At 65.2% G+C, this 19,311-nt stretch carries 19 protein-coding genes; 12 read left to right on the forward strand and 7 right to left on the reverse strand.

Annotated features, from left to right (window positions below):
* Positions 1-122: 122 nt before the first annotated feature.
* The 4 genes from VW23_RS11260 to VW23_RS11275 all read right to left on the reverse strand — a co-directional run bounded on the left by VW23_RS11260 (position 123) and on the right by VW23_RS11275 (position 4,978).
* Entirely contained in the window at positions 123-1,577 is a 1,455-nt protein-coding gene (locus tag VW23_RS11260; protein WP_244513525.1) for a homospermidine synthase, read from the reverse strand.
* 300 nt (positions 1,578-1,877) lie between these two features.
* Positions 1,878-3,053, reverse strand: coding sequence for a galactonate dehydratase (dgoD, locus tag VW23_RS11265; protein WP_069909664.1), 1,176 nt, complete (start codon positions 3,051-3,053; stop codon positions 1,878-1,880).
* A 19-nt stretch (positions 3,054-3,072) separates the two neighbouring features.
* Positions 3,073-4,221, reverse strand: a complete 1,149-nt coding sequence (locus tag VW23_RS11270) for a mandelate racemase/muconate lactonizing enzyme family protein (protein WP_069909665.1) — start codon at positions 4,219-4,221, stop codon at positions 3,073-3,075.
* A 55-nt stretch (positions 4,222-4,276) separates the two neighbouring features.
* Positions 4,277-4,978 (reverse strand): GntR family transcriptional regulator, encoded by a 702-nt coding sequence (locus VW23_RS11275; protein ID WP_069909666.1) that lies wholly within the window; start codon positions 4,976-4,978, stop codon positions 4,277-4,279.
* A 201-nt stretch (positions 4,979-5,179) separates the two neighbouring features.
* Between VW23_RS11275 and VW23_RS11280 the strand changes: the two genes are divergently transcribed.
* Positions 5,180-6,661, forward strand: coding sequence for an ABC transporter substrate-binding protein (locus tag VW23_RS11280; protein ID WP_069909667.1), 1,482 nt, complete (start codon positions 5,180-5,182; stop codon positions 6,659-6,661).
* Between the two features lie 507 nt (positions 6,662-7,168).
* On the opposite strand, the gene VW23_RS11285 is transcribed toward VW23_RS11280, so the two are convergent.
* Complete coding sequence (locus VW23_RS11285; RefSeq protein WP_069909681.1) at positions 7,169-7,882, reverse strand: GntR family transcriptional regulator; 714 nt, start codon at positions 7,880-7,882, stop codon at positions 7,169-7,171.
* A 274-nt stretch (positions 7,883-8,156) separates the two neighbouring features.
* On the opposite strand from VW23_RS11285, the gene VW23_RS11290 reads away from it, so the two are divergent.
* From VW23_RS11290 to VW23_RS11330, 9 genes are all read left to right on the forward strand, one after another.
* The gene (locus VW23_RS11290) at positions 8,157-9,245 is read left to right on the forward strand and encodes an ABC transporter ATP-binding protein (protein ID WP_069909668.1); all 1,089 of its coding nucleotides are present in this window, start codon (positions 8,157-8,159) and stop codon (positions 9,243-9,245) included.
* A 23-nt stretch (positions 9,246-9,268) separates the two neighbouring features.
* A complete protein-coding gene (locus VW23_RS11295) occupies positions 9,269-10,564 on the forward strand; it encodes an ABC transporter substrate-binding protein (protein WP_069909669.1) in 1,296 nt (431 codons plus the stop codon).
* Positions 10,565-10,775: 211 nt separating this feature from the next.
* The gene (locus tag VW23_RS11300) at positions 10,776-11,702 is read left to right on the forward strand and encodes an ABC transporter permease (RefSeq protein ID WP_069909670.1); all 927 of its coding nucleotides are present in this window, start codon (positions 10,776-10,778) and stop codon (positions 11,700-11,702) included.
* Between the two features lies 1 nt (position 11,703).
* Positions 11,704-12,516 (forward strand): ABC transporter permease, encoded by an 813-nt coding sequence (locus tag VW23_RS11305; protein ID WP_069909671.1) that lies wholly within the window; start codon positions 11,704-11,706, stop codon positions 12,514-12,516.
* Positions 12,516-13,208, forward strand: coding sequence for an aspartate/glutamate racemase family protein (locus tag VW23_RS11310; RefSeq protein ID WP_069909672.1), 693 nt, complete (start codon positions 12,516-12,518; stop codon positions 13,206-13,208). The genes VW23_RS11305 and VW23_RS11310 overlap by 1 nt, the downstream gene beginning before the upstream one ends.
* Positions 13,205-14,047 (forward strand): GNAT family N-acetyltransferase, encoded by an 843-nt coding sequence (locus tag VW23_RS11315; protein WP_069909673.1) that lies wholly within the window; start codon positions 13,205-13,207, stop codon positions 14,045-14,047. Before VW23_RS11310 ends, VW23_RS11315 begins: the two co-directional genes overlap by 4 nt.
* Before the next feature lie 131 nt (positions 14,048-14,178).
* Positions 14,179-14,520, forward strand: coding sequence for an ArsR/SmtB family transcription factor (locus tag VW23_RS11320; RefSeq protein ID WP_141728302.1), 342 nt, complete (start codon positions 14,179-14,181; stop codon positions 14,518-14,520).
* Positions 14,520-15,035: an SRPBCC family protein gene (locus tag VW23_RS11325; protein ID WP_069909674.1), complete on the forward strand. Its 516-nt coding sequence runs from the start codon at positions 14,520-14,522 to the stop codon at positions 15,033-15,035. Before VW23_RS11320 ends, VW23_RS11325 begins: the two co-directional genes overlap by 1 nt.
* Positions 15,035-15,607: a dihydrofolate reductase family protein gene (locus VW23_RS11330; protein ID WP_069909675.1), complete on the forward strand. Its 573-nt coding sequence runs from the start codon at positions 15,035-15,037 to the stop codon at positions 15,605-15,607. The genes VW23_RS11325 and VW23_RS11330 overlap by 1 nt, the downstream gene beginning before the upstream one ends.
* 47 nt (positions 15,608-15,654) lie before the next feature.
* Here the strand turns inward: VW23_RS11330 and VW23_RS11335 are convergent, their stop codons facing one another.
* The gene (locus VW23_RS11335; protein ID WP_069909676.1) at positions 15,655-16,410 is read right to left on the reverse strand and encodes an alpha/beta hydrolase family protein; all 756 of its coding nucleotides are present in this window, start codon (positions 16,408-16,410) and stop codon (positions 15,655-15,657) included.
* Positions 16,411-16,633: 223 nt separating this feature from the next.
* Here VW23_RS11335 and VW23_RS11340 point away from each other — a divergent pair, with 223 nt between their 5' ends.
* Together VW23_RS11340 and VW23_RS11345 are read left to right on the forward strand one after the other, a co-directional pair.
* The gene (locus VW23_RS11340) at positions 16,634-17,326 is read left to right on the forward strand and encodes a L,D-transpeptidase (RefSeq protein WP_069909677.1); all 693 of its coding nucleotides are present in this window, start codon (positions 16,634-16,636) and stop codon (positions 17,324-17,326) included.
* Between the two features lie 28 nt (positions 17,327-17,354).
* A complete protein-coding gene (locus VW23_RS11345; protein WP_069909678.1) occupies positions 17,355-17,648 on the forward strand; it encodes a hypothetical protein in 294 nt (97 codons plus the stop codon).
* A gap of 34 nt (positions 17,649-17,682) precedes the next feature.
* On the opposite strand, the gene VW23_RS11350 is transcribed toward VW23_RS11345, so the two are convergent.
* A complete protein-coding gene (locus VW23_RS11350; protein WP_069909679.1) occupies positions 17,683-18,912 on the reverse strand; it encodes a metal-dependent hydrolase family protein in 1,230 nt (409 codons plus the stop codon).
* Positions 18,913-19,311: the final 399 nt, after the last annotated feature.

The following is a 19,311-nucleotide window of genomic DNA, read 5'->3' on the forward strand; positions in this document are numbered from 1 at the left end:
CCAGTGTTTTGGTCTCCTCCCCCCTTGCGGGGGAGGGACAGGGTGGGGGGTGCTTTTCCTGAGCCGAGCTAGCGCTTGTCAAATGCGCAGCCCTCACGCCCGAGAGGGGTGAGCGGTAGGCCTCAGTGCACGCGGATGTTCTTGAACTGCCAGGGATCGTCGCGGTCGAGGTCTTCGCTGAACAACTGGCCGCGGCCCTCGAGCGGCGTCCAGTCGGTGTAGACCCCCACCACGTCGCCGAGATAGGGCCTGGCGATCTGCATCACCTCGTCATAGCCGAGATCGTCCGGCTCCAGGATGCCTGAGTTCGGGTGCTGCGCCGCCCATACGGCGCCCGCCAAGACGCCCGCCGCCACCTGCAGGCTCGTCGCATTGTTGTGCGGCACCAACGCCCGCGCCTGGGCGATGCTGAGCCGCGAGCCGAACCAGTAGGCGCCCTTGCAGTTGCCCATCAGCAGCACCCCCAGCTCGTCCATACCGCAGGTGATCTCGTCGCGGATGATGCGCCGCGTCCGCTGCGCCGACCAGTTGCTGCCGGCCAGCTCATGCAGGGACAGCACGGCGTCGTCGCACGGGTAGTAGGCGTAGTGCACCGTCGGCCGATAGGCGACTTCGCCATCCTCCCACACCGTCAGGTGGTCGCTGATCGAAATCGACTCGCCATGGGTGATCAGGAAGCCGTGATAGGCGCCCTCGAGCGGTGTCCAGCTGCGCACCCGCGTCGCGGCGCCCGGTTGGTTGAGATAGATCGAGGAATCGCAGCCATTGCCGTGGCGCGAGGCATCGGTCGGCCAGTGCTGCTCATGCGTGCCCCAGCCGAGTTCTGCCGGCTGCAGCGCCTCGCCGATGAACCCGGCCACCGACCAGGTATTGACGAACTCGCCGCGCTGCTTGCGCCGGCCGGTGACCTGCGTGTCGCGCTCGGCGATATGGATGGTCTTGATGCCGAGCCGGCGCGCCAACGCCGCCCAGTCGATCGTCTCGGTCGGCGACAGCTGCAGGCCGTTCTCGGCAGCGATGCGCAACAGACCCTGCTTGAGGAAGATCGAGGCGAGGCCCGGATTGGCGCCCATGGTCAGCACGGCCGTCGGGCCGGTCGGATATTTCTGCCTGAGCGCCAGCGCCGCTTCGCGTAGCGCATAGTTGGAGCGTTGCGCCGGCGGGCGAGACGGATCGACATAGCCGCCGGGCCAGGGCTCGAGGCACATATCGAGATAGAGCGAGCCGCTCTGCTGGCAGAGTTCGATCAGCGCCGTGCTGGAGATCCCGACGGACAGGTTGAGCAGCAAGGTGCCGGGGCTCAGCAGCGGGCCGAGCATCGCCCGGTAATTCTCCGGCGTCACGGCCTCGACCACGAGCCTGGCGTTCGACTCGCGCGCGATTTCGGCGCCGTTCGCATCAGCCGCGAAGATGGTGATCGGTTCGTCTGGCAGGTCGAGATGGCGGATGAGGAGGGGCAGTACTGCCTGACCAATGCTGCCAAACCCGAGCATGACAATCTGGCCCGGAAGTCGCGCGTGTTTTGTATAGGCAGTCATGATGATCGACTCTTTCACGGTGCCGCGTGACAGCCGCATCAGCCAAACTCTTCCGGCATAGGCTTTGTTCCCGCCGGGGCGGCGTCTTTCGGAGCCGGCGGTTGCCTGAGAGCGGTCGACCAGTGGATCTCAGGCGGGCTGGAAGCGGATCGCGATGTCGATGTGCGAGCGGCGGACGACCGTGCAGCTCAGCGTTTCACCGGGCTGCAACTCGAGATCGACGGACGCGGGTATGGTGGCGGCTCGGTTGACCCGCGGCGTGGCGCCGACGCGTGACCCGTCATGTACCTCGGAGGCCAGCCGCGTTCCGAGTTTGTCGAGAATGAACTGGGCGCGGGCTTACCAGTTGGCGATCCGGCCATCGGCAAGCACCGACTCCGTCGCGGGGATCACCTCCTGTTTGAACGGGTAGCGGGCGGCGGCTTTCTCGTCGATCTCGATGCCGAGGCCCGGGGTTTCCGGGATCGGCCAGGCGCCATCGATCAGTTGGAGCGGGTAGGTGGCGCAGATTTCCTCGAACCACGGGACGATACCGACCGCCTCTTCCTGGATGACGAAATTGGTGGTCGCGGCGTCGAACTGCAGCGCCACGGCGCCGGCCACCGGGCCCATCGGGTTGTGGGGGCAGACGCCCATATGCGCCGCCTCGGCGATGGCGGCGATCTTGCGGCCACCGGTAAAGCCCATGCAGTGGGCGAGGTCGGGCTGGATATAGGCGACGGCGCGGGTCTGGGCCACCTCGAGGAATTCGCGCGGCGTGAACAGCCGCTCGCCGGTGGCCAGCGGGCAATCGACCCGGCGGGCGATGTCGGCCATGGCGGCGCTGTCGCCGGGCTGGATCACTTCCTCGCAGAACAGTGGTTTGATCGGCTCGATCGCCTTGATGTAGGCGATGGCGGCATCGAGCGAATCCGGGCGGCCGTGGAAATCGGTCATGATCTCGACACCGTCGCCCACTCGCTCGCGCACCGCCGCCGCCAGTTTCTCGACGTGCCGGACCGCGGGCAGCGGAGCATCGTACCCGGTATAGGGCACGAAGCCGAGCTTGATGGCGTTGTAGCCCATCTCCACCGTCTCCTGCACCGCGTCGCAGAAGCGGGAGATGTCGGTATTGGGGACACGCGCCGAGGCGTCGCCCCGCTTCAAATGCGTGTAGACCCGCACCTTGTCGCGCACCCGGCCGCCGAGCAGCTGCCACACCGGCACGCCCAGCGCCTTGCCCTTGATGTCCCATAGCGCCTGCTCGATGCCCGAAACGGCGGTGAGGCCGATCGAGCCCAGCGGCCAGAAGCTGAACCTGGTCATGGTATTGACCAGGTGCTCGATCCGTAGCGGATCCTGGCCGACGAGGAACGGCAAGAGGTCGTCGATGGTGCCCTTCACAGCGCGGGTCTTCCATTCGAGCGTCGCCTCACCCCAGCCCCACAGCCCCGGCTGGTCGGTCAGCACCTTGACGAAGATCCAGTTGCGCTGCACCGCGTTGACGACGACGGTTTCGATGCCGGTGATTTTCATTGCTGTTCTTCCCCCCGACCTAAGCTGTCTTGATTTCGTTGGCTTCGAGGTAATCCCGGTTCATCTCGATGCCGAGACCGGGAATGCGCGGCAGCTTCAGCGCCCCGCTCGAGTTGTCGAGCCTGGTGTGCATCAGTTCGTTGTAGCCACTGAGGTCCCAGCGGGAGGTCTCGAGCCGGTAGAAGTTGGGCACCGTCATCATCACGTGCGCGCCGGCCAGCACATTGATCGGCCCGCCCGCATCATGCGGTGAAATCGGCACGTAGTAGCCCTCGGCGAGGATGGCGATCTTCTTCATCTCGGTGATGCCGCCGGTCCAGGTGACATCGGGCATGATGTAGTCGGCGAGTTTCTGCTCGAGGATCGGCACGAAATCCCACTTGGTATGGGCGCGCTCGCCCACCGAGATGGCGGCATTCACCTTCTCGCGTACCTGCTGCAGGGCGCCGTAACTTTCGGGCGGCACCGGCTCCTCGAACCAGTCGATCTGCCCGGCCTCCTCCAGTGTGCGGCAGAGGCGGATGGCGGTCGGCACATCGAAGCGGCCATGCGCATCGATCAGGATCTCGACTTGCGGCCCCGCCGTCTGGCGGATCAGCGCCGTGAGATCGGCCGCCTTCCTTTCGTCGGCGCGCGACAGCATGCCGTCGAGATAGCCGTCGCGGCGCTCGCGATCGCCCTGGTAGGGGAAGGGGTCGAACTTCAGCGCCGTGTGGCCGGATTTGACGATGTCGGTGATCTCGGCCACCACCGCCGCATCGGAGGTGAATTTGCTCTGGTCGGGGTGGGTATAGAGCGAGATCTCGTCGCGCACCGAGCCGCCAAGCAGCTCATAGACCGGCAGGCCCAGCACCTTGCCGCGGATATCCCACAAGGCGATGTCGATGGCGCTGACGCATTCGCAGGCGGCACCGCGGCTGCCCATATAGGTGAAGCTGCGGAACAGCTTGTGCCACAACCGCTCGATCCGGCTCGGGTCTTCGCCCTCGATCTGGCCGCTCACCTGCTTGAGGATGGCAGCGAGCGCCCGGTTGGCGATCTTGGTGGTCGAGGTGATCTCGCCCCAGCCCGAAATCCCCTCGTCCGTTGTCACTTCGACAAACAGGTACTCGCCCCAATAGGAGCTCGTGGCCTTGACCAGCCAAGGCCGCACGCCGGTGATTCTCATGATGAAATGGCTCCCTCAAACCAACTGTGCACGCCGCTCGCGTGCGAAAACTGCCTCAGCCGGCGCGCGCTGAGCTCGCGGCACGCATCTGCTCGAGCACGTGCCGGCCCGCCCCATCGACATGCAGCGCGATCAGCGTCGCGGCGTTCGCCGCATCGCCCGCCTTCACCAGCCGGATCAGTTCGCGGTGGTCGCGCATCACCTGAGCCCGGCGGGAGAGGGTGAAGCTGTAGCGATGCCCGATGGCGCGCAGCACTTCGCGGTGCCGCCACCAGAGTTCAGCGGCCAGATGGTTATAGTGACGCTCGTACATCACGGTGTGGAACCGCGTGTCGAGCTCGCTGTGGAGGATTGGATCGGCGAAGTTGTTGGCCTCGATCTGGCGCTGGATGTCCTCGAGTTCGGCGATATCGGCAGGGGTCGCCATGTCGACGAACCAGCGCACCATCGAGGGCTCGATCAGGACGCCGATCTCGTAGACGTCGCGCACGAAATCCTGGTCGATCGGGCGCACCCGGGCGCTCTTGTTGTGGACGATCAGCACGAAGCCCTGCGAGCGCAGCAGCTGCAGCGCCTCGCGCACCGCATTGGCCGGTGAGTTGTGCCGTTCCGACAGCTCCGCCACCACCAGCCGGGAGTTCGCTTCCAGCCGGCCCGAGATGATGTCGTCGCGGATCAACTCGTAAACCGCCGCCCCTTCTTCCGACACCCCGGTTGGGTCGATGCCCACGGGTGGCCGAGCCTTGTATGCGCTCATCTCTCAATCGATTCCGACGGTTGGTCTCAGCGGCAGCTTTGCCGGTTTCTCGCAGGATTTCCAGAGAGAGACGCAAGATTTTGCAAAATTCTGATTGCCTGTGTCGAAATCCGGGCGTTAATTCTCGTAACCGGCAGGTTGCCGGACAGGCATTCTCGACCGGCGCGAGGGGCGCCGGCCGCGGGTGGAGGGAGGAAATTCATGTCAGAACACGGAATTGGCCGTGCGCTTCTGCGCGGCATGCTGTCGGCCGCGCTGGCGACCAGTCTCATGGCCTCGACGGCCCTCGGGGCAGGCGTCGACATCAGCAAATGGTCGCCCGAATATGTGCGCTCGATCGCCGGGACGGAAACGTTCGACACGGTCGGCCATTGCAACTCGGTCACCCCGACCGACTACAAGGGCAAACTGACCTTCTGGTACCAGGGGATTTTCGAAGCCGACCCGCAGATCATGCGCGATAACTACCGCGATTTCTTTGCGGCGTTCCGCGCCACCTATCCGGGCATCGAGCTCACCGAGCAGGGCATCACCTATAACGAGCTGCTCGACAAGTTCCGCACCGCGCTGCTCGGCAACAGCGCGCCCATGGCGATCCGCCTGCAGATCCTCGGGGGCACCGAGTTCGCCGCCAAGGGCTATCTCGAAGAACTGAAGCCCGAGGATGTCGGCTACCAGCCTGACGATTTCTGGCCCGGCGCCATGAAGGCGGTGACCTGGGACGGCAAGGTCTACGGTATCCCTACCAATAACGAGACCATGGCGTTCATCTGGAATGCCGACATCTTCAAGCGGGCCGGGCTCGACCCCGACAACGCGCCTGCCACCTGGGATGATGTGGTCAGCTACTCCAAGCAGATCCACGACAAGCTGGGGATCGCCGGCTATGGGCTGGTCGCCAAGCAGAATGCCGGCAACACGCCTTATCGCTACATGCCGCAGCTCTGGGGCTATGGCGGCGGGGTGTTCGACGAGGCTGACGCCGACCCGACCTATGGCGAAATCCGCCTCGACAGCCCCGAGAGCATCCGCTCGCTGCAAGCCTCCTACGACATGTACGTGCGCGACAAATCCGTACCGGTCTCGGCCCTGACCAATACCCAGGGTGAAAACCAGGCGCCGTTCATCTCGGGTCAGCTCGGGATGATGATCTCGCACCCCTCCGAATATGCCCGGATGGTCGAGCTCGCCGGCAAGGCGACCGGCTCGGACAAGGCGGTCGCCGACAGCGTGCTCGAGAATATGCGCTATGGGCTCATCCCGACCGGCCCGACGGGCAAGCGCGCCGTGGTGTTCGGCGGCTCCAACATCCACATCGTCAAATCGGAATATGTCGATGGCGGCAAGGTGGATGAACCGGCAGCCAAGGCGCTGATCTGTATGTGGACCAGCCCCGAATGGTCACTGAAGCTCGCCTGGGCCGGCTCCAATCCGGGCAATGTCAACGGCTTCAAGACCGAGTGGATGAAAGAGCGGCTCGACACCATCAAGTTCCTCGATGTCACCACCTCGATGCTTCCCAACGGCATCCCGTTCCCGGCTTTGCCGGAGGCGCCCGAGATCATGAACATCATCGTGCCCGACATGATGCAGAACGCGCTCACCGGCACGATGACGGTTGAACAGGCCGCCAAGGACGCAGCCGAGAAGGTGCGGAAACTGCATGGTGGCGGCGGGCTGTAAAGAACGCGGGCGAGGCCGGGCTCGATGCCCGGCCTTAGCTCCTGATCCTCGCGGGCGGCGCTGCTTGAGGTGCCGCCCGTGCGGTCGTTACAGAGGGGAGCAGGTCTTCTTGAAGCCATCGACTCCGGCATGATTATGAGCCCGTTGACGCCAGCTGCAAGTTTGCCAACGACTTCCTGATGTCTGTGCGGTCATCGCCAACCATTGCCGGATTGCCGGGCGCGCAACATCAAGCTGGAGGTAAAGCGCGCTGATGTTCAAACACCCTTGGTGCCTGAAGCTGCGATCCACACTTCAAGGCCTTCGCGGGCCGGCTCGCAAGCCGGAAAAGCCAAAAAAGGTCGTCACCGTCGCCGTCATTCGCAAGCTCATCGAGGCCGCAACCCAGTCCTCAGACGGCAACACCATGGGCACCCTGGAGCCCTGAGTCACATGGTTGCTCTGCCGCTGCGCGGTGGAGGATCGCCGTACGGCCGGTGGAAGGACTCGTCCGGCGCCGGGCCCGGCTCAGCCGCTCGACAGCGCTTCGCGCAGGCCCAGTCCGGTGGCCGGGCGGAGGTCGAGGTCGGCTTCGATGTGGTTGATGTGGTGGATGAGCAGGGTCTGGGCGAGCCCCAGGTCCCGCCGCTCCAGTGCGCCCAGGATGCTGCCATGGTCGGCATGGCCACAGCTCGAGGCGCCGGTGCGGCCGTAGAGCGCGATCACCAGCGATGAGCGCGCCACCAGTTCGTGCATGAAGCGCTCGAGCACGGTATTGCCGGCCAGCCGCGCCAGCTCGAGGTGGAAATCGCCGGAGGCGCGGATTTCGGCGCGGCGGACCGAAGCGCCACGCTCCGCCATCAGCCGCTCCTCCTGTTCCAGCAGCGCGCGGAACCGGGCGCGATCGGCCGGCCGGAGGCGCTCGATCGCCGCAGCGGCCAGCGCCGGCTCGATCAGCCGGCGGCTGTCGAACACCTGCCGCGCTTCTTCGGGGGAGGGGTTGGCGACAAAGGACCCGCGGTTGCGTTCCGAGCGGACCAGCCCCTCGAAGCTCAGCATCTGCAGCGCTGAACGCACCACCGTGCGGCTCACCTCGAACAGTGCCCCGACCTCGGCCTCGCCGAGCTTGGTACCCGGCGCCAGCCGACGGTCGATGATGGCGTCGCGCAGCTGCTCGCGGATCGCCATGGCGCGATCCTCGGTGCCACCGAGCGGCGCAAAGGGATAGTCGGCAATGCTCATGGTGATCCCCTGTCGGACCATCCATACGCCGTTCCCGGCTTCGCGCAAGGGCGGACGTGCACGCACTTTGGTAGCAAGATTGCATACAAAGCGCGCCGCGATTGCCAACGTGTGCCGCAAAAATAGGCATAAGTAGGTGATGCTCATTCGATCGGCATAAGCCGATGGACAGTAAAAACCAAGTCGATCCAACCCTTTGACCCTCGATGCCAGCAACTGGCACGGCGAATGCATCGCTTGCCGGCAGAGTACCCGGTTGAACGTGGAGCAGGGCATGTCGAAAGCGGCGGAGATCGAGCTTGCGTCTGTGACCAAACGCTACGGTTCGGCGGTGGCGGTCGACGCGATCAGCCTCAGGATCCCCGCCGGTACCTATTGCTGCCTGCTGGGCCCCTCGGGCTGCGGCAAGACTTCAACCCTGCGGATGATCGCCGGACACGAGGACGTGTCGGATGGGGACATCCTGCTCGGCAATACCATGATCACCCAGCTGCCGCCGGCGCGGCGCGGCACCTCGATGATGTTCCAGTCTTACGCGCTGTTCCCGCACCTCGACCTCATCGACAACGTCGCCTTCTCGCTGCGCATGAAGGGCGTCGAAAGGACCGAGCGCCGCAACAAGGCGCTCGAGATGCTCAAGCTGATGCAGATGGACGGCTATGCGAGCCGGCGTCCGGCGCAGCTTTCGGGCGGCCAGCAGCAGCGCGTGGCACTGGCCCGTGCGTTGATCACCGACCCCGAGGCGCTGCTGCTCGACGAGCCGCTCTCGGCGCTCGACCCGTTCCTCAAGATCCGCATGCGCGCCGAGCTCAAGAAGCTGCAGACCCAGCTGGGCATCACATTCGTCCACGTCACTCACTCGCAGGAAGAGGCGATGGCGCTGGCCGACCTGATCGTCATCATGAACGACGGCCGGATCGAGCAGGCGGCGACGCCGCGCGAAGTGTTCGAAACCCCCGCCACTGCGTTCGTTGCCCGCTTCATGGGCGATCACAACGTGGTGTCGGGCCGTGGCGCCGGCAGTGCCGACGGGTTGGCGCTGCTCGATGTGCCGAATGGCGGCAAGTTCGCTGCCACGGGCACCGCGCCCGGCGATGGCGCGCCGATCGATATCGCCGTCCGTACCGACCGGGTGCGGCTCAGGCCGAGCGACACCAAAGGCCTCGGCTTCACCGGCACGATCTCGAACATCGAGTATCGCGGCGCTTCGGTGAAGCTCTCGGTCGATGGCGCCGGCATCGAGGATTTCACCGCCATCGTCGACGAGCGGAGCTTTTTCGAAAAGCCCGCCAGCGTCGGGGAAGCGGTGCCAGTGAGTTGGGACGCCGGGGACGCCATTGTCCTCGGACGTCTCGCGACGTGAAGCCAACAAACAGGGGTTAGGCTATGACTGGGACGAACGAGACCATCAAGGCGGCGATGCTGTCCCGCCGTGCAATGCTGAAGGGCGCCGCGGCTCTGGCCGGCGCTGCCGCCGGCGTCGGCGCGCTGGGTGGCTTTCCCACCGTATGGGCGCAGAACCCGATCACGCTGCGCCAGTTCGGCACGGGCGTGTCGAACCTCAATGCCATTGCCGAAAAGTGCAAGGCCGACCTCGGCATCACGCTCGAAATGACGGCCACCGATTCCGATGCGGCGGCGCAGCGCGCCGTGACGCAGCCCGACAGCTACGACATCGCCGATATCGAATACTGGATCCTCAAGAAGGTGTTCCCCTCGGGCGTGATCCAGCCGATGGATACCTCCAAGCTCAAGTACTATGACGCGATCGTGCCGCTGTTCAAAACCGGCAAGCTGACGCCCGACAGCGTCATTGCGCAAGGCACGGCGCCGCACACCGTCGGCTACGTCAACGCCCAAGGCGACAAGACCTTCGCCACGGCCGAGACCGGCTGGTTCACCATGGTCCCCACCATCTACAACGCCGATACGCTGGGCATCCGCCCGGACCTCGTCGGCCGCGACATCACCACCTGGGCCGACATCATGGATCCGGCCTTCAAGGGCAAGACCTCGATCCTCAACATCCCTTCGATCGGCATCATGGATGCCGCCATGATCATGGAGGCGATGGGCAACATCAAATATGCCGACAAGGGCAACATGACCAAGGCGGAGATCGACGCGACCATCGATTTCCTGATCAAGGCCAAGCAGGACGGCCAGTTCCGCGCCTTCTGGAAGAGCTTTGACGAGTCGGTGAACCTGATGGCCTCGGGCGAAGTGGTGATCCAGTCGATGTGGTCGCCGGCGGTTGCCGCGGTCCGCTCGAAAGGCATCGCCTGCAAGTACCAGCCGCTCAAGGAAGGCTATCGCTCGTGGGGCGGCGGCCTCGGCCTGGCGGCGCACCTCAGCGGCGCCCAGCTCGATGCGGCCTACGAGTATATCAACTGGTACACCTCGGGCTGGGTCGGCGGTTACCTCAACCGCCAAGGCTACTACTCGGCCGCCATGGACACCGCCAAGCAGTTCATGAGCGAAGACGAGTGGGGCTTCTGGATCGAGGGCAAGCCCGCCCAGGGCGATATCCTCAACCCCGATGGCGTGGTGATGGAAAAGGCCGGCGCGGTGCGCGATGGCGGCTCCTTCCTCGAACGCATGGGCCACGTCGCCTGCTGGAACTCGGTGATGGACGAGGACCGCTACATGGTGAAGCGCTGGAACGAGTTCATCGCGGCGTAAGCCCTGCTGCAAAGTCGCTGCTGACCACCGGCCCCCTCCCTCCCCCTTGCGGGGAGGGTAGTGGAGCTCGGGAGCGGCAGCGACCTAGCGAAACTAGGGTGGGGGGAGCCGCACGCTCGGAGCGCGCTGCACCCCCCACCCTAGCTCCGCCACGGGCCGCTGGCCCTGGCTGCGCTACCCTCCCCGCAAGGGGGAGGGAGATCGGTGCCAAATGGAGAGACCAGTGGCCGTAGCCGAACACGCCGTCAGCGTTGCCGAGCCCGAAGCGAAGAAGCGCCGCAAGCCATTCTCGCTGTCCCGCGCCGCCTCTTACCTCCAGGCGCTGCCGCTCTGGCTGGTCCTGGGGTTCTTCCTGCTGCTGCCGATCCTGCTGCTGCTGGTGGTCAGCTTCTGGGATTATGATTTCTCCGGGCTCTATCCGGATTTCCTCACCCTCAACTACGAGGATGTGCTGGGCAGCTGGGTCACCTGGAAGACCTACCTGAACACGCTGAAATTTGCGGCAATCGTCTGGGCCATCACGCTGTTCGTGGGGTTCTGGATTGCCTATTTCCTCGCCTTCCATGTGCGGAAAGCCACGACACAGACCGTGCTGTTTCTGATCTGCACCGTGCCGTTTCTCACCTCCAACATCATCCGGATGATCTCCTGGATCCCGGTGCTGGGCCGGAACGGGCTGGTGAACTCGACGCTGATCCAGCTCGGGATCATTCCGCAGCCGATCGAATGGCTGCTCTACTCCGATTTCGCCGTCGTCCTCGCCATGGTGCACCTCTACACGCTGTTCATGGTGACGCCGATCTTCAACACGCTGATGCGTATCGACCGCTCGCTGATCGAGGCGGCGCGCGATGCCGGGGCCAGCGCCTTCCAGGTGCTGTGGACCGTGATCCTGCCGCTCGCCAAGCCCGGCATGGCGATCGGCACGATCTTCGTGGTGACGCTGGTAATGGCGGATTTTTCCACCGTGCAGGTGATGAGCGGTGGCCAGAGCGCCTCGGTGGCGCTGATGATGAAGAACCAGATGAGCCTCCTGCAATATCCGGCCGCCGCCGCCAACGCCGTGGTGCTGCTGGCCATCGTGCTGCTGATGGTGGGCGGCATCCTGAGGATCGTCGATATCCGGAAGGAGCTCTGAAATGGGGCAGAAACGCGGTCTCGGCTTCTATGTGCTCGCGACGTTCTTCGGACTGTTCGTGCTGTTTCTTTATGGCCCGATGTCGGCGATCTTTATTCTGAGCTTCCAGGGGCCGTCGGGCGGCCTCACCTTCCCGCTTAACGGGGTCTCGGTGCACTGGTTCTTCAACCTGTTCGAAAAGCAGGCGGTGGGGGATTTCGGTGCGAGTTTCGGCCGTTCGCTGCTGCTCGGGCTGATGGTGATGGCGGCGACGGTGGTGGTGGCGCTGCTCGCCGGGCTCGCCTTCCGGCGCAAATTCCTCGGTGCAACGCCGCTGTTCTATTTGACCATCGCCAGCCTCGTAGTGCCCTCGATCATCGTCAGCCTCGGCATTGGCGTGTTGTTCCAGCAACTGGGGATCAAACCGGCCTGGTACGGTTCGGGCTTCGGCGCCCACCTGACCTGGACGCTGCCGTTTGGCGTGCTCATCATGTTCGCCGTGTTCAACCGGTTCTCGCCCAGCTACGAGGAAGCGGCGCGCGACCTCGGCGCTTCGCCCTGGCAGACTTTCTGGCACGTGCTGCTGCCGATGATCGCGCCGAGCCTGATCGGGGTAGGGCTGTTCGGCTTCTCGCTGAGCTACGACGAATTCGCCCGCTCGCTCCTCGCCATGGGCACCTACAACACCCTGCCGCTCGAGATCTACGCCATGACCACTAACGTCACGACGCCGGTGCTCTATGCGCTGGGCACTGTGACGACGCTGTTCAGCTTCCTCATCATCGGCGGCACGTTCGGCATCATCGCTCTGATCAGTCGCAAGCGGACGGCCTGATGCGGCTGCTCTGCATCAACCCCAACAGCACCGCCTCGATGACCGAAAAGATCGGGGTGGCGGCGCGGCAGGTTGCGGCCGAGGGCACCGAGATCGTGGCGCGCAACCCGCTGCGCGGGCCGCCGGCGATCCAGGGCGCCGCCGATGGCGAGGCGGCATTGCCGGGGTTGTTCGAACAGATCGATGGGGCCGTAGGGTTCGACGCCATCATCATCGCCTGCTTTGACGATACCGGCCTCTATGCGGCGCGCCGGCGGACGCGGGTGCCGGTGATCGGCATTGGCGAGGCGGCCTGCCACTACGCCATGCTGGTGGCCGAGCGTTTCAGTGTGGTGACGACGCTCGCCGTCTCGGTGCCGGTGATCGAGGACAACATCATCCGCTACGGGTTCTCGGGCCGCTGCGGCAGGGTGCGCGCCTCGAACGTGCCGGTGCTGGAGCTCGAACGCCCCGGCTCGACGGCGCGGGAGAGCATTTCCGCCGAGATCGCCACGGCGCTCCGCGACGACAAATGCGATGCCATCGTCCTCGGCTGCGCCGGCATGGCCGACCTAGCGGCCGAGCTCACCGCCCGCCATGGCGTTCCCGTCATCGACGGCGTCGCGGCGGCGGTCAAGCTCGCCGAGGGGCTCGCAAAGCTGCGGCTCGGCACTTCGCAGGCGGGGCCGTTTCGGCATAGCATCGCCGGATGACGCTCGACATTCGACCTGCGACCCGCGCCGATTTCGACATCGCGCTGGGCTGGGCCCGTGACGAAGGCTGGAACCCCGGCCTCGACGATGCCGGCCCGTTCGCGGCCGAGGATCCGGGCGGCCTGCTGATGGGCTGGCTTGGCGCCGAGCCGGTCGGCTGCACCTCGGTGGTCAAATACGGCGCCGATTACGCCTTTCTCGGGCTCTACATCGTCCGCCCCGCGCATCGCGGCAAGGGCTATGGCAAGGCGATCTGGGATGCCGGCATTGCCTCGGCCAGGGGCCTCACCATCGGTCTTGACGGCGTCCCCGCCCAGCAGGCGAACTACCGCAAATCCGGCTTCGTGTTCGCCCATGGCAGCGCCCGCTGGAGCGGCATGCTGCAGGGGTCGGTGGCGGCGCACCCCCAGGTGCGGCCGGTGACGGCAGAGGATTTCCCCGCCATCGCCGCATTCGACCGGCGGCACGTGCCGGCGCCACGGGAGCAATTCCTCCGGGCCTGGCTCGAGACCTCGCCGACCCGCCGGAGCGCCGGCTATTTCGAGGGTGGACGGGTGCGCGGCCTCGGCACCATCCGCGGCTGCTTCACCGGTTGGAAAATCGGCCCGCTCTTCGCCGAAACCCCGGAAATCGCGCAAGCCCTGTTGGCAACCCTCGCCGCCCCGGCTGGCACCGATCCGCTGTTCATCGACGTCCCCGGCCCCAATGCCGCCGGCGTCGAGATGGTCAAGCGCCTGGGCTTCACCCCGGCCTTCGAAACGGCGCGGATGTATCTGGGGGAGGCGCCAACGCTGCCGTTGGGAGAAGTGTTCGGGATTACCACGCTGGAACTGGGATGAAGGGACCCCCACGGGCAGACTGTGGGGCAAGGGGGAGGGAGCCAGTCTGCAGGTCGAACCGGCGTGCAGGACCTCGACGTCGACATCGCCGCTACGACCTTGACTTAAAATATGCATCGCCATACATATGCATGATGATGCAACAAAGCGTATTCCAGACCTTGGCCGATCCGACGCGGCTTCGCATCGTCGAAGCGCTGGCCAGCGGCGAACAGGCGGTCGGCGACCTGGTTCGCGCCGTCGATATCGATCAGTCGGGCGTTTCGCGTCACCTGCGCATTCTCGGCGAAGCCGGGTTCGTTGCGATGCGGCCTGATGGGGCGAGGCGCCTCTATTCGCTCCGCCCCGAGCCGTTCCAGGCGATCGACAACTGGGTCCGGAACTATCGTCAGCTTTGGGAGGGCCGCCTCGATCGGTTCGACGCCGCCTTGGATCGCCTGCGCAGCGCGCGGCAACGCGAGGGGGAGAAGTGATGCTCGAGGCCGGCGAGTTAGGCGCGGGGACGATCAGGCTGGAGCGGGTCTACAACGCCTCGATCGAGGACGTCTGGGTGCTGTGGACCACCAAGCAAGGGCTCGAGGAGTGGTTCGCCCCCGAGGGCATGTACATGGAGGTATCCGTCCTCGAGCTGTGGGTCGGTGGTGCGTTCGATCACGTGATGACCGCGGTGGGCGCCGAGCAGATCGCCTTCCTGAAAAACCTCAACCAGCCGCCGAAGGCGTGGGTGAGTGGTCGGTTCATGGAGATTGTGCCCCACCGCAAGCTGCGCATTCGCTTCGATATCGACTTCGTCCCCGGCGTCGAGTCGTACCCCTACGACATGCTGGTCGAGCTCCACGCCGAGGCCGGGCGTGTTCGGATGGTCCTGACCGCCGATCGTCACCCCGACCCCGAGATGACCCGCGGCGCCATTATCGGACTGACCAGCCAGCTGCAACGCTTCGAGCGGGCCGTCGCGGCACGAACCACCAAGGAGCAACGACCGTAATGCGGCCTCTTCTCTACTCCATCAACGTGACGCTCGACGGGTGCGTTCACCACAACGCCATTCCGGCCGATCCGGTGCTGCAGGAGGAGCAGCTGCGGGCAACGCATCGCCATGCCACCGAGAGCATCGCCCGGGCCGATGCGCTGCTCTTCGGTCGCGTCACCTACCAGATGATGGAGGGCGCATGGCGGTTGGCGACGCGGACCTCGACGCCACCCGAGTGGACCGAGCCCTTCGCCCGCACCATCGACGCGATGCAGAAATACGTCGTCTCGAGCACCCTCGAGCGGGTCGAGTGGAATTCCGATCTGGTGCGCGGCGATCTCGCCGAGGCCGTCGAGAAGCTCAAGCAGCAGCCGGGCAAGGCGCTGCTCACCGGCGGCGTAAAGCTGCCGCTGGCCTTGGCGGAGCTGGGCCTGATCGATGAGTACGAGTTTGTAATGCAGCCCCGCCTTGCCGGTCATGGGCCCAGTTTGTTCGGCGGGCTCTCCAGATATGTCGAGTTGAAGCCCATCGACCGGATAGAGCTCAGCTCAGGGGCCGTGGCGCTGCGCTACGTGCCGAGACGGTAGGGTCGGTGAACTCACGACCTCGAAGCAGGCTATGGCCCTATGGAGGCTCAATCCGTTAGGTCGCGCAAATAGCGGTCGACGTGCTGTTGCCAAAGCGCCGGTTTGAACATCAACGCATGGCCCATGGGGGCCGCTACGAATTCTCCCTGCCCGCCAGCCATGACGAACCGTTCAAAGTTCCCTCGGCAGTGCGCCAGGCTGTAGTACTGATCGAACCTGCCATGCAGCCAAAGCGTCGGAATCCCGCTGGGCGAACCACGCTCGAACAGCATTGGATTGACGCGTTCGTGGGTCGGGCAAGCTCTTCCCAGCCAGCCGCCGTTGAAGTTGATGGCGCCGCGGAAGGTGCCCGGCCGCATCCCGGCATAGGCTATGGACAAGATGCCCCCGCGTGAGACGCCCCCGATGACCAGCCTGTCCCTGTCCACGTCAGGGCGGTCGCGCAGATGGCTGACCACGGCATCAACATCCTCGACGGCCCGCTCGAAGCCGGCAATCGCAATGTCCATGTCGCACGAATAGCCGGAACCGTCGGCAGCCAGCCCCTCGCCATATGCCCCGCCGGATTTCCCTCGTCCCCGGCGCTGGGGGAACACGGCCATCCATCCCTGCTCAACGAAATAGTTCGCCACAGCGGCTGGAGCGACTGTCCTCGAATAGAGCGACCTGTTCTGACCCCGGCCGGTCGAGCCGTGGTTGAACACCACCGTGGGAAACGGACCTTTGCCGTTGGGCCTGGCGACAACGACTTCCAGTCGGACGCCGAGCTCAGCGGAGGGTATGAAGAGCTTTTCAGGTTTCATTGTATCTGCCGCCCGAGGCGTCTGCCTGGCTCGCAGCTAGCATGTCCATCAGGTGTCCGAAATGGGGGCGGCCAGCTGCGCCATGGCGAAGGGGCCAGGCAGGTGACGGCCCTGCGACGCTCGCAAAGCCCGCTTGCCAATTGCGCGATGCGGGACCAGTCTCAGCTTCGGGGGTGCGATCCGTGTGATCTTTTCGGGCGACGGGAATGGGAGATTTCAAGCCATGGTCGTAGACGATGCGAATCATAGCGGCGAACCGGTAGCGGCAATTCGGCCGGAGTTGATCAATCGCCGGGCGTTCCTCGGCGGGGCAGCCATCGGCCTCGGCGTCCTGGCGCTGGCCGGTTGTGCCCCGGCCGGCATGAGCGTTGCGGAAGCGGAGCGGGTCTACGGGCCGCGGCCCAATGAGCGGTTCCCGATCCCGGCGGTCAAGGTCAGCAAGATCAACCCGAAGTACTTCCGCCGCACCGTGCGCTACGACAGCAAGGAAGTGGCCGGCACGATCATCGTCGACCCACGCAACCACTATGTTTACCGCATCGAGGGCGATGGCTACGCCACCCGCTATGGCGTCAGCGTCGGGCGCGCTGGGTTCCTGTGGAGCGGCGACGCCTATATCGGGCGCAAGGCCGAGTGGCCGATCTGGACGCCGCCCAAGGAGATGATCGAGCGCCAGCCGGAAGCGGCCAAATATGCCGGCGGCATGAAGCCGGGTCTCGACAATCCGCTGGGCGCCCGGGCGCTCTATCTCTATCAGAACGGCGTCTACACCCTCTACACGCTCTACAGCACCAGCGTGCCCGAAACCATCGGCACCGGCGTCTCGAGCGGCTGCATTGGCCTCATCACCCAGGACATGCTCGACCTTTATGACAAGACGCCGGTCAACACCAAGGTGATCGTGCTGAAGGCGTAGGCTGTCGTCGACGCGGCAAGGGGGCGGCATGTCCAATACGCTGGTGCTGCATTTCCGCGTCCCCGATGGCGAGGCCCCTGCACTCCTCAGGGGGCGGCTGGTGACCTTTCAGTCGAGCCTCTACAGCTGCCTCCGCCAGACCGGCTGGGGCACGGTTGACTGGACCGAACTGGATAGGCGAGCCCCGACATTCAGCGTGCACGATGTCAAATCCGCCAAGCGGAAGCGTGTGCGGGATTGGATCGAAAGAGAAGTCGCGGGGCACGGGCTGGTGGTGAAGACCGAAGCGGGACCGGCGCGAAACACAAGCGTCGTAACGTAGCGCCGCTTCTGCAGACAGGCCGTCCGCCGACCCCTCACACCCGATCTTTGAACACCTCGCCACCGCGCATGATCAGCGGCATGTGCGCGCCATCCCCTTGCAGCCGGGTGATATCCGCCAGAGGATCGCCGTCGACGACGATCAGGTCGGCGTGCGCGCCGGCGGCGATGGTGCCGATCTCGCCGGTCATGCGGCAGAGGTCGGCGCCGATTGCGGTGGCGGAGCGGATGATTTCGGCCGGGGTCAGCACCTTGGCCAGCAGCTCGAACTCCATGCAGTGGTACTTGCGCAGGCCGCCGAGGAGGTCCGAGCCGAAGGCCATGGGCAGGCCGGCGTCGCGCATGATGGCGAGCGAGTTGAGCCCGCCCGAGCGCACCACTTCGATCTTTTCGAACTCGGCGGGGCCGAGGCCCAGCGCCTTGCCTTCGAGCCACAGCGCGTCATAGGCGACGAGGGTGGGGACAGCGATGCAACCCATCTCGGCGGCGAGTTTTGCCGTCTGGGCGCTGATCAGGTTGCAGTGTTCGAGCGAGTGGACGCCAAGCTCGACGCAGCGGCGGATGGCAGCATCGGTATAGACATGGGCCGAGACGTAGAGCCCGGCATTCTCGGCCTCCTCGACCATGGCGAGGATTTCCTCGCGCGAATACTGGATCGAGTGGATCGGATCGTTGGGCGAGGAGACGCCGCCATTGGCCATCACCTTGATGAAGTTGGCGCCTTCCTTGATCATGGTGCGGCAGGCAGTGCGGACGGCATCGACGCCATCGGCGATATGGCCCATCGAGCCCAGCCGGTCCGACATCATGCCGGGGCGATCGTCGGTGCGCTTGCGCAGATCGGCATGCCCGCCGGTGGTGGTGAGGCCCTTGCCGCAGATGATGATGCGCGGCCCGTCGATCAGCCCTTCCTCGATGCCGCGGACCAGGCCGTGATCGGCGCCGCCGAGATCGCGAATGGTGGTGAAGCCGCGCTGCAGCATGTCTTCCATGACGCGGGCCGAGCGGAGGCCGGCAAGCGACGAGGGGGCGATCATATTGCCCCAGAGGTCCAGCGTCTCGGCCACCACATGCACATGGCAATCGATCAGCCCGGGCATCAGGGTACGACCGCCAAGGTCGATGACGCGGGCGTCGGCGGGAGCGGCGATGCCGGCGCTGACTTCGGCGATACGGCCATCGCGCACCAGCACGGCCAGCCCCTCGCGCAGCACGCCTGCGGCGGGGTCGAGTACGCGGCCATTGGTGAAAAGGATGGTGGGCATGGGGGATACTCTCTATCTAGGGCAGGGCTGGTGCTGATGGATGCAACGCGCACCGGTTTGCCTTCTCCCCTTGTGGGAGAAGGTGGCGCGCAGCGCCGGATGAGGGGTCTCGCATCGCTCGGCGATGCGCGTTCGGAGCGTAAGCGACGAGCGACAGAGTGCGCGGAGAGAACCCCTCATCCGCCCTTCGGGCACCTTCTCCCACAAGGGGAGAAGGCACTCGCTCCACCGCCGGTGGCTGCTCATATGCGATGCCTCCTACCTGTGATGACACGCCGCCAGCCGCCCGTCGGGTCGTGTGGTCAAGGCGGGCTCGCTGGTGCTGCAGATCTCGGTCGCCAGCGGGCCCGTCTCTTATACACCTCTGACGCTGCCGACGAGCGGTGTCGGGTAGATCGT

The organism is Devosia insulae DS-56, from assembly GCF_000970465.2.
GTDB classification, from domain to species: domain Bacteria; phylum Pseudomonadota; class Alphaproteobacteria; order Rhizobiales; family Devosiaceae; genus Devosia_A; species Devosia_A insulae.

Excerpts from the sequence above, each read along its gene's own strand:
- VW23_RS11305 (WP_069909671.1), top strand. The coding sequence starts at position 11,704 with ATGGGGCAGAAACGCGGTCTCGGCTTCTATGTGCTCGCGACGTTCTTC.
- VW23_RS11290 (WP_069909668.1), top strand. The coding sequence starts at position 8,157 with ATGTCGAAAGCGGCGGAGATCGAGCTTGCGTCTGTGACCAAACGCTAC.
- VW23_RS11350 (WP_069909679.1), bottom strand. The coding sequence starts at position 18,912 with ATGCCCACCATCCTTTTCACCAATGGCCGCGTACTCGACCCCGCCGCA.
- VW23_RS11315 (WP_069909673.1), top strand. The coding sequence starts at position 13,205 with ATGACGCTCGACATTCGACCTGCGACCCGCGCCGATTTCGACATCGCG.
- VW23_RS11310 (WP_069909672.1), top strand. The coding sequence starts at position 12,516 with ATGCGGCTGCTCTGCATCAACCCCAACAGCACCGCCTCGATGACCGAA.
- VW23_RS11275 (WP_069909666.1), bottom strand. The coding sequence starts at position 4,978 with ATGAGCGCATACAAGGCTCGGCCACCCGTGGGCATCGACCCAACCGGG.
- VW23_RS11340 (WP_069909677.1), top strand. The coding sequence starts at position 16,634 with ATGGTCGTAGACGATGCGAATCATAGCGGCGAACCGGTAGCGGCAATT.
- VW23_RS11320 (WP_141728302.1), top strand. The coding sequence starts at position 14,179 with ATGATGATGCAACAAAGCGTATTCCAGACCTTGGCCGATCCGACGCGG.
- VW23_RS11330 (WP_069909675.1), top strand. The coding sequence starts at position 15,035 with ATGCGGCCTCTTCTCTACTCCATCAACGTGACGCTCGACGGGTGCGTT.
- VW23_RS11345 (WP_069909678.1), top strand. The coding sequence starts at position 17,355 with ATGTCCAATACGCTGGTGCTGCATTTCCGCGTCCCCGATGGCGAGGCC.
- VW23_RS11270 (WP_069909665.1), bottom strand. The coding sequence starts at position 4,221 with ATGAGAATCACCGGCGTGCGGCCTTGGCTGGTCAAGGCCACGAGCTCC.
- dgoD (WP_069909664.1), bottom strand. The coding sequence starts at position 3,053 with ATGAAAATCACCGGCATCGAAACCGTCGTCGTCAACGCGGTGCAGCGC.
- VW23_RS11300 (WP_069909670.1), top strand. The coding sequence starts at position 10,776 with ATGGAGAGACCAGTGGCCGTAGCCGAACACGCCGTCAGCGTTGCCGAG.
- VW23_RS11335 (WP_069909676.1), bottom strand. The coding sequence starts at position 16,410 with ATGAAACCTGAAAAGCTCTTCATACCCTCCGCTGAGCTCGGCGTCCGA.
- VW23_RS11325 (WP_069909674.1), top strand. The coding sequence starts at position 14,520 with ATGCTCGAGGCCGGCGAGTTAGGCGCGGGGACGATCAGGCTGGAGCGG.
- VW23_RS11295 (WP_069909669.1), top strand. The coding sequence starts at position 9,269 with ATGACTGGGACGAACGAGACCATCAAGGCGGCGATGCTGTCCCGCCGT.
- VW23_RS11285 (WP_069909681.1), bottom strand. The coding sequence starts at position 7,882 with ATGAGCATTGCCGACTATCCCTTTGCGCCGCTCGGTGGCACCGAGGAT.
- VW23_RS11260 (WP_244513525.1), bottom strand. The coding sequence starts at position 1,577 with ATGCGGCTGTCACGCGGCACCGTGAAAGAGTCGATCATCATGACTGCC.
- VW23_RS11280 (WP_069909667.1), top strand. The coding sequence starts at position 5,180 with ATGTCAGAACACGGAATTGGCCGTGCGCTTCTGCGCGGCATGCTGTCG.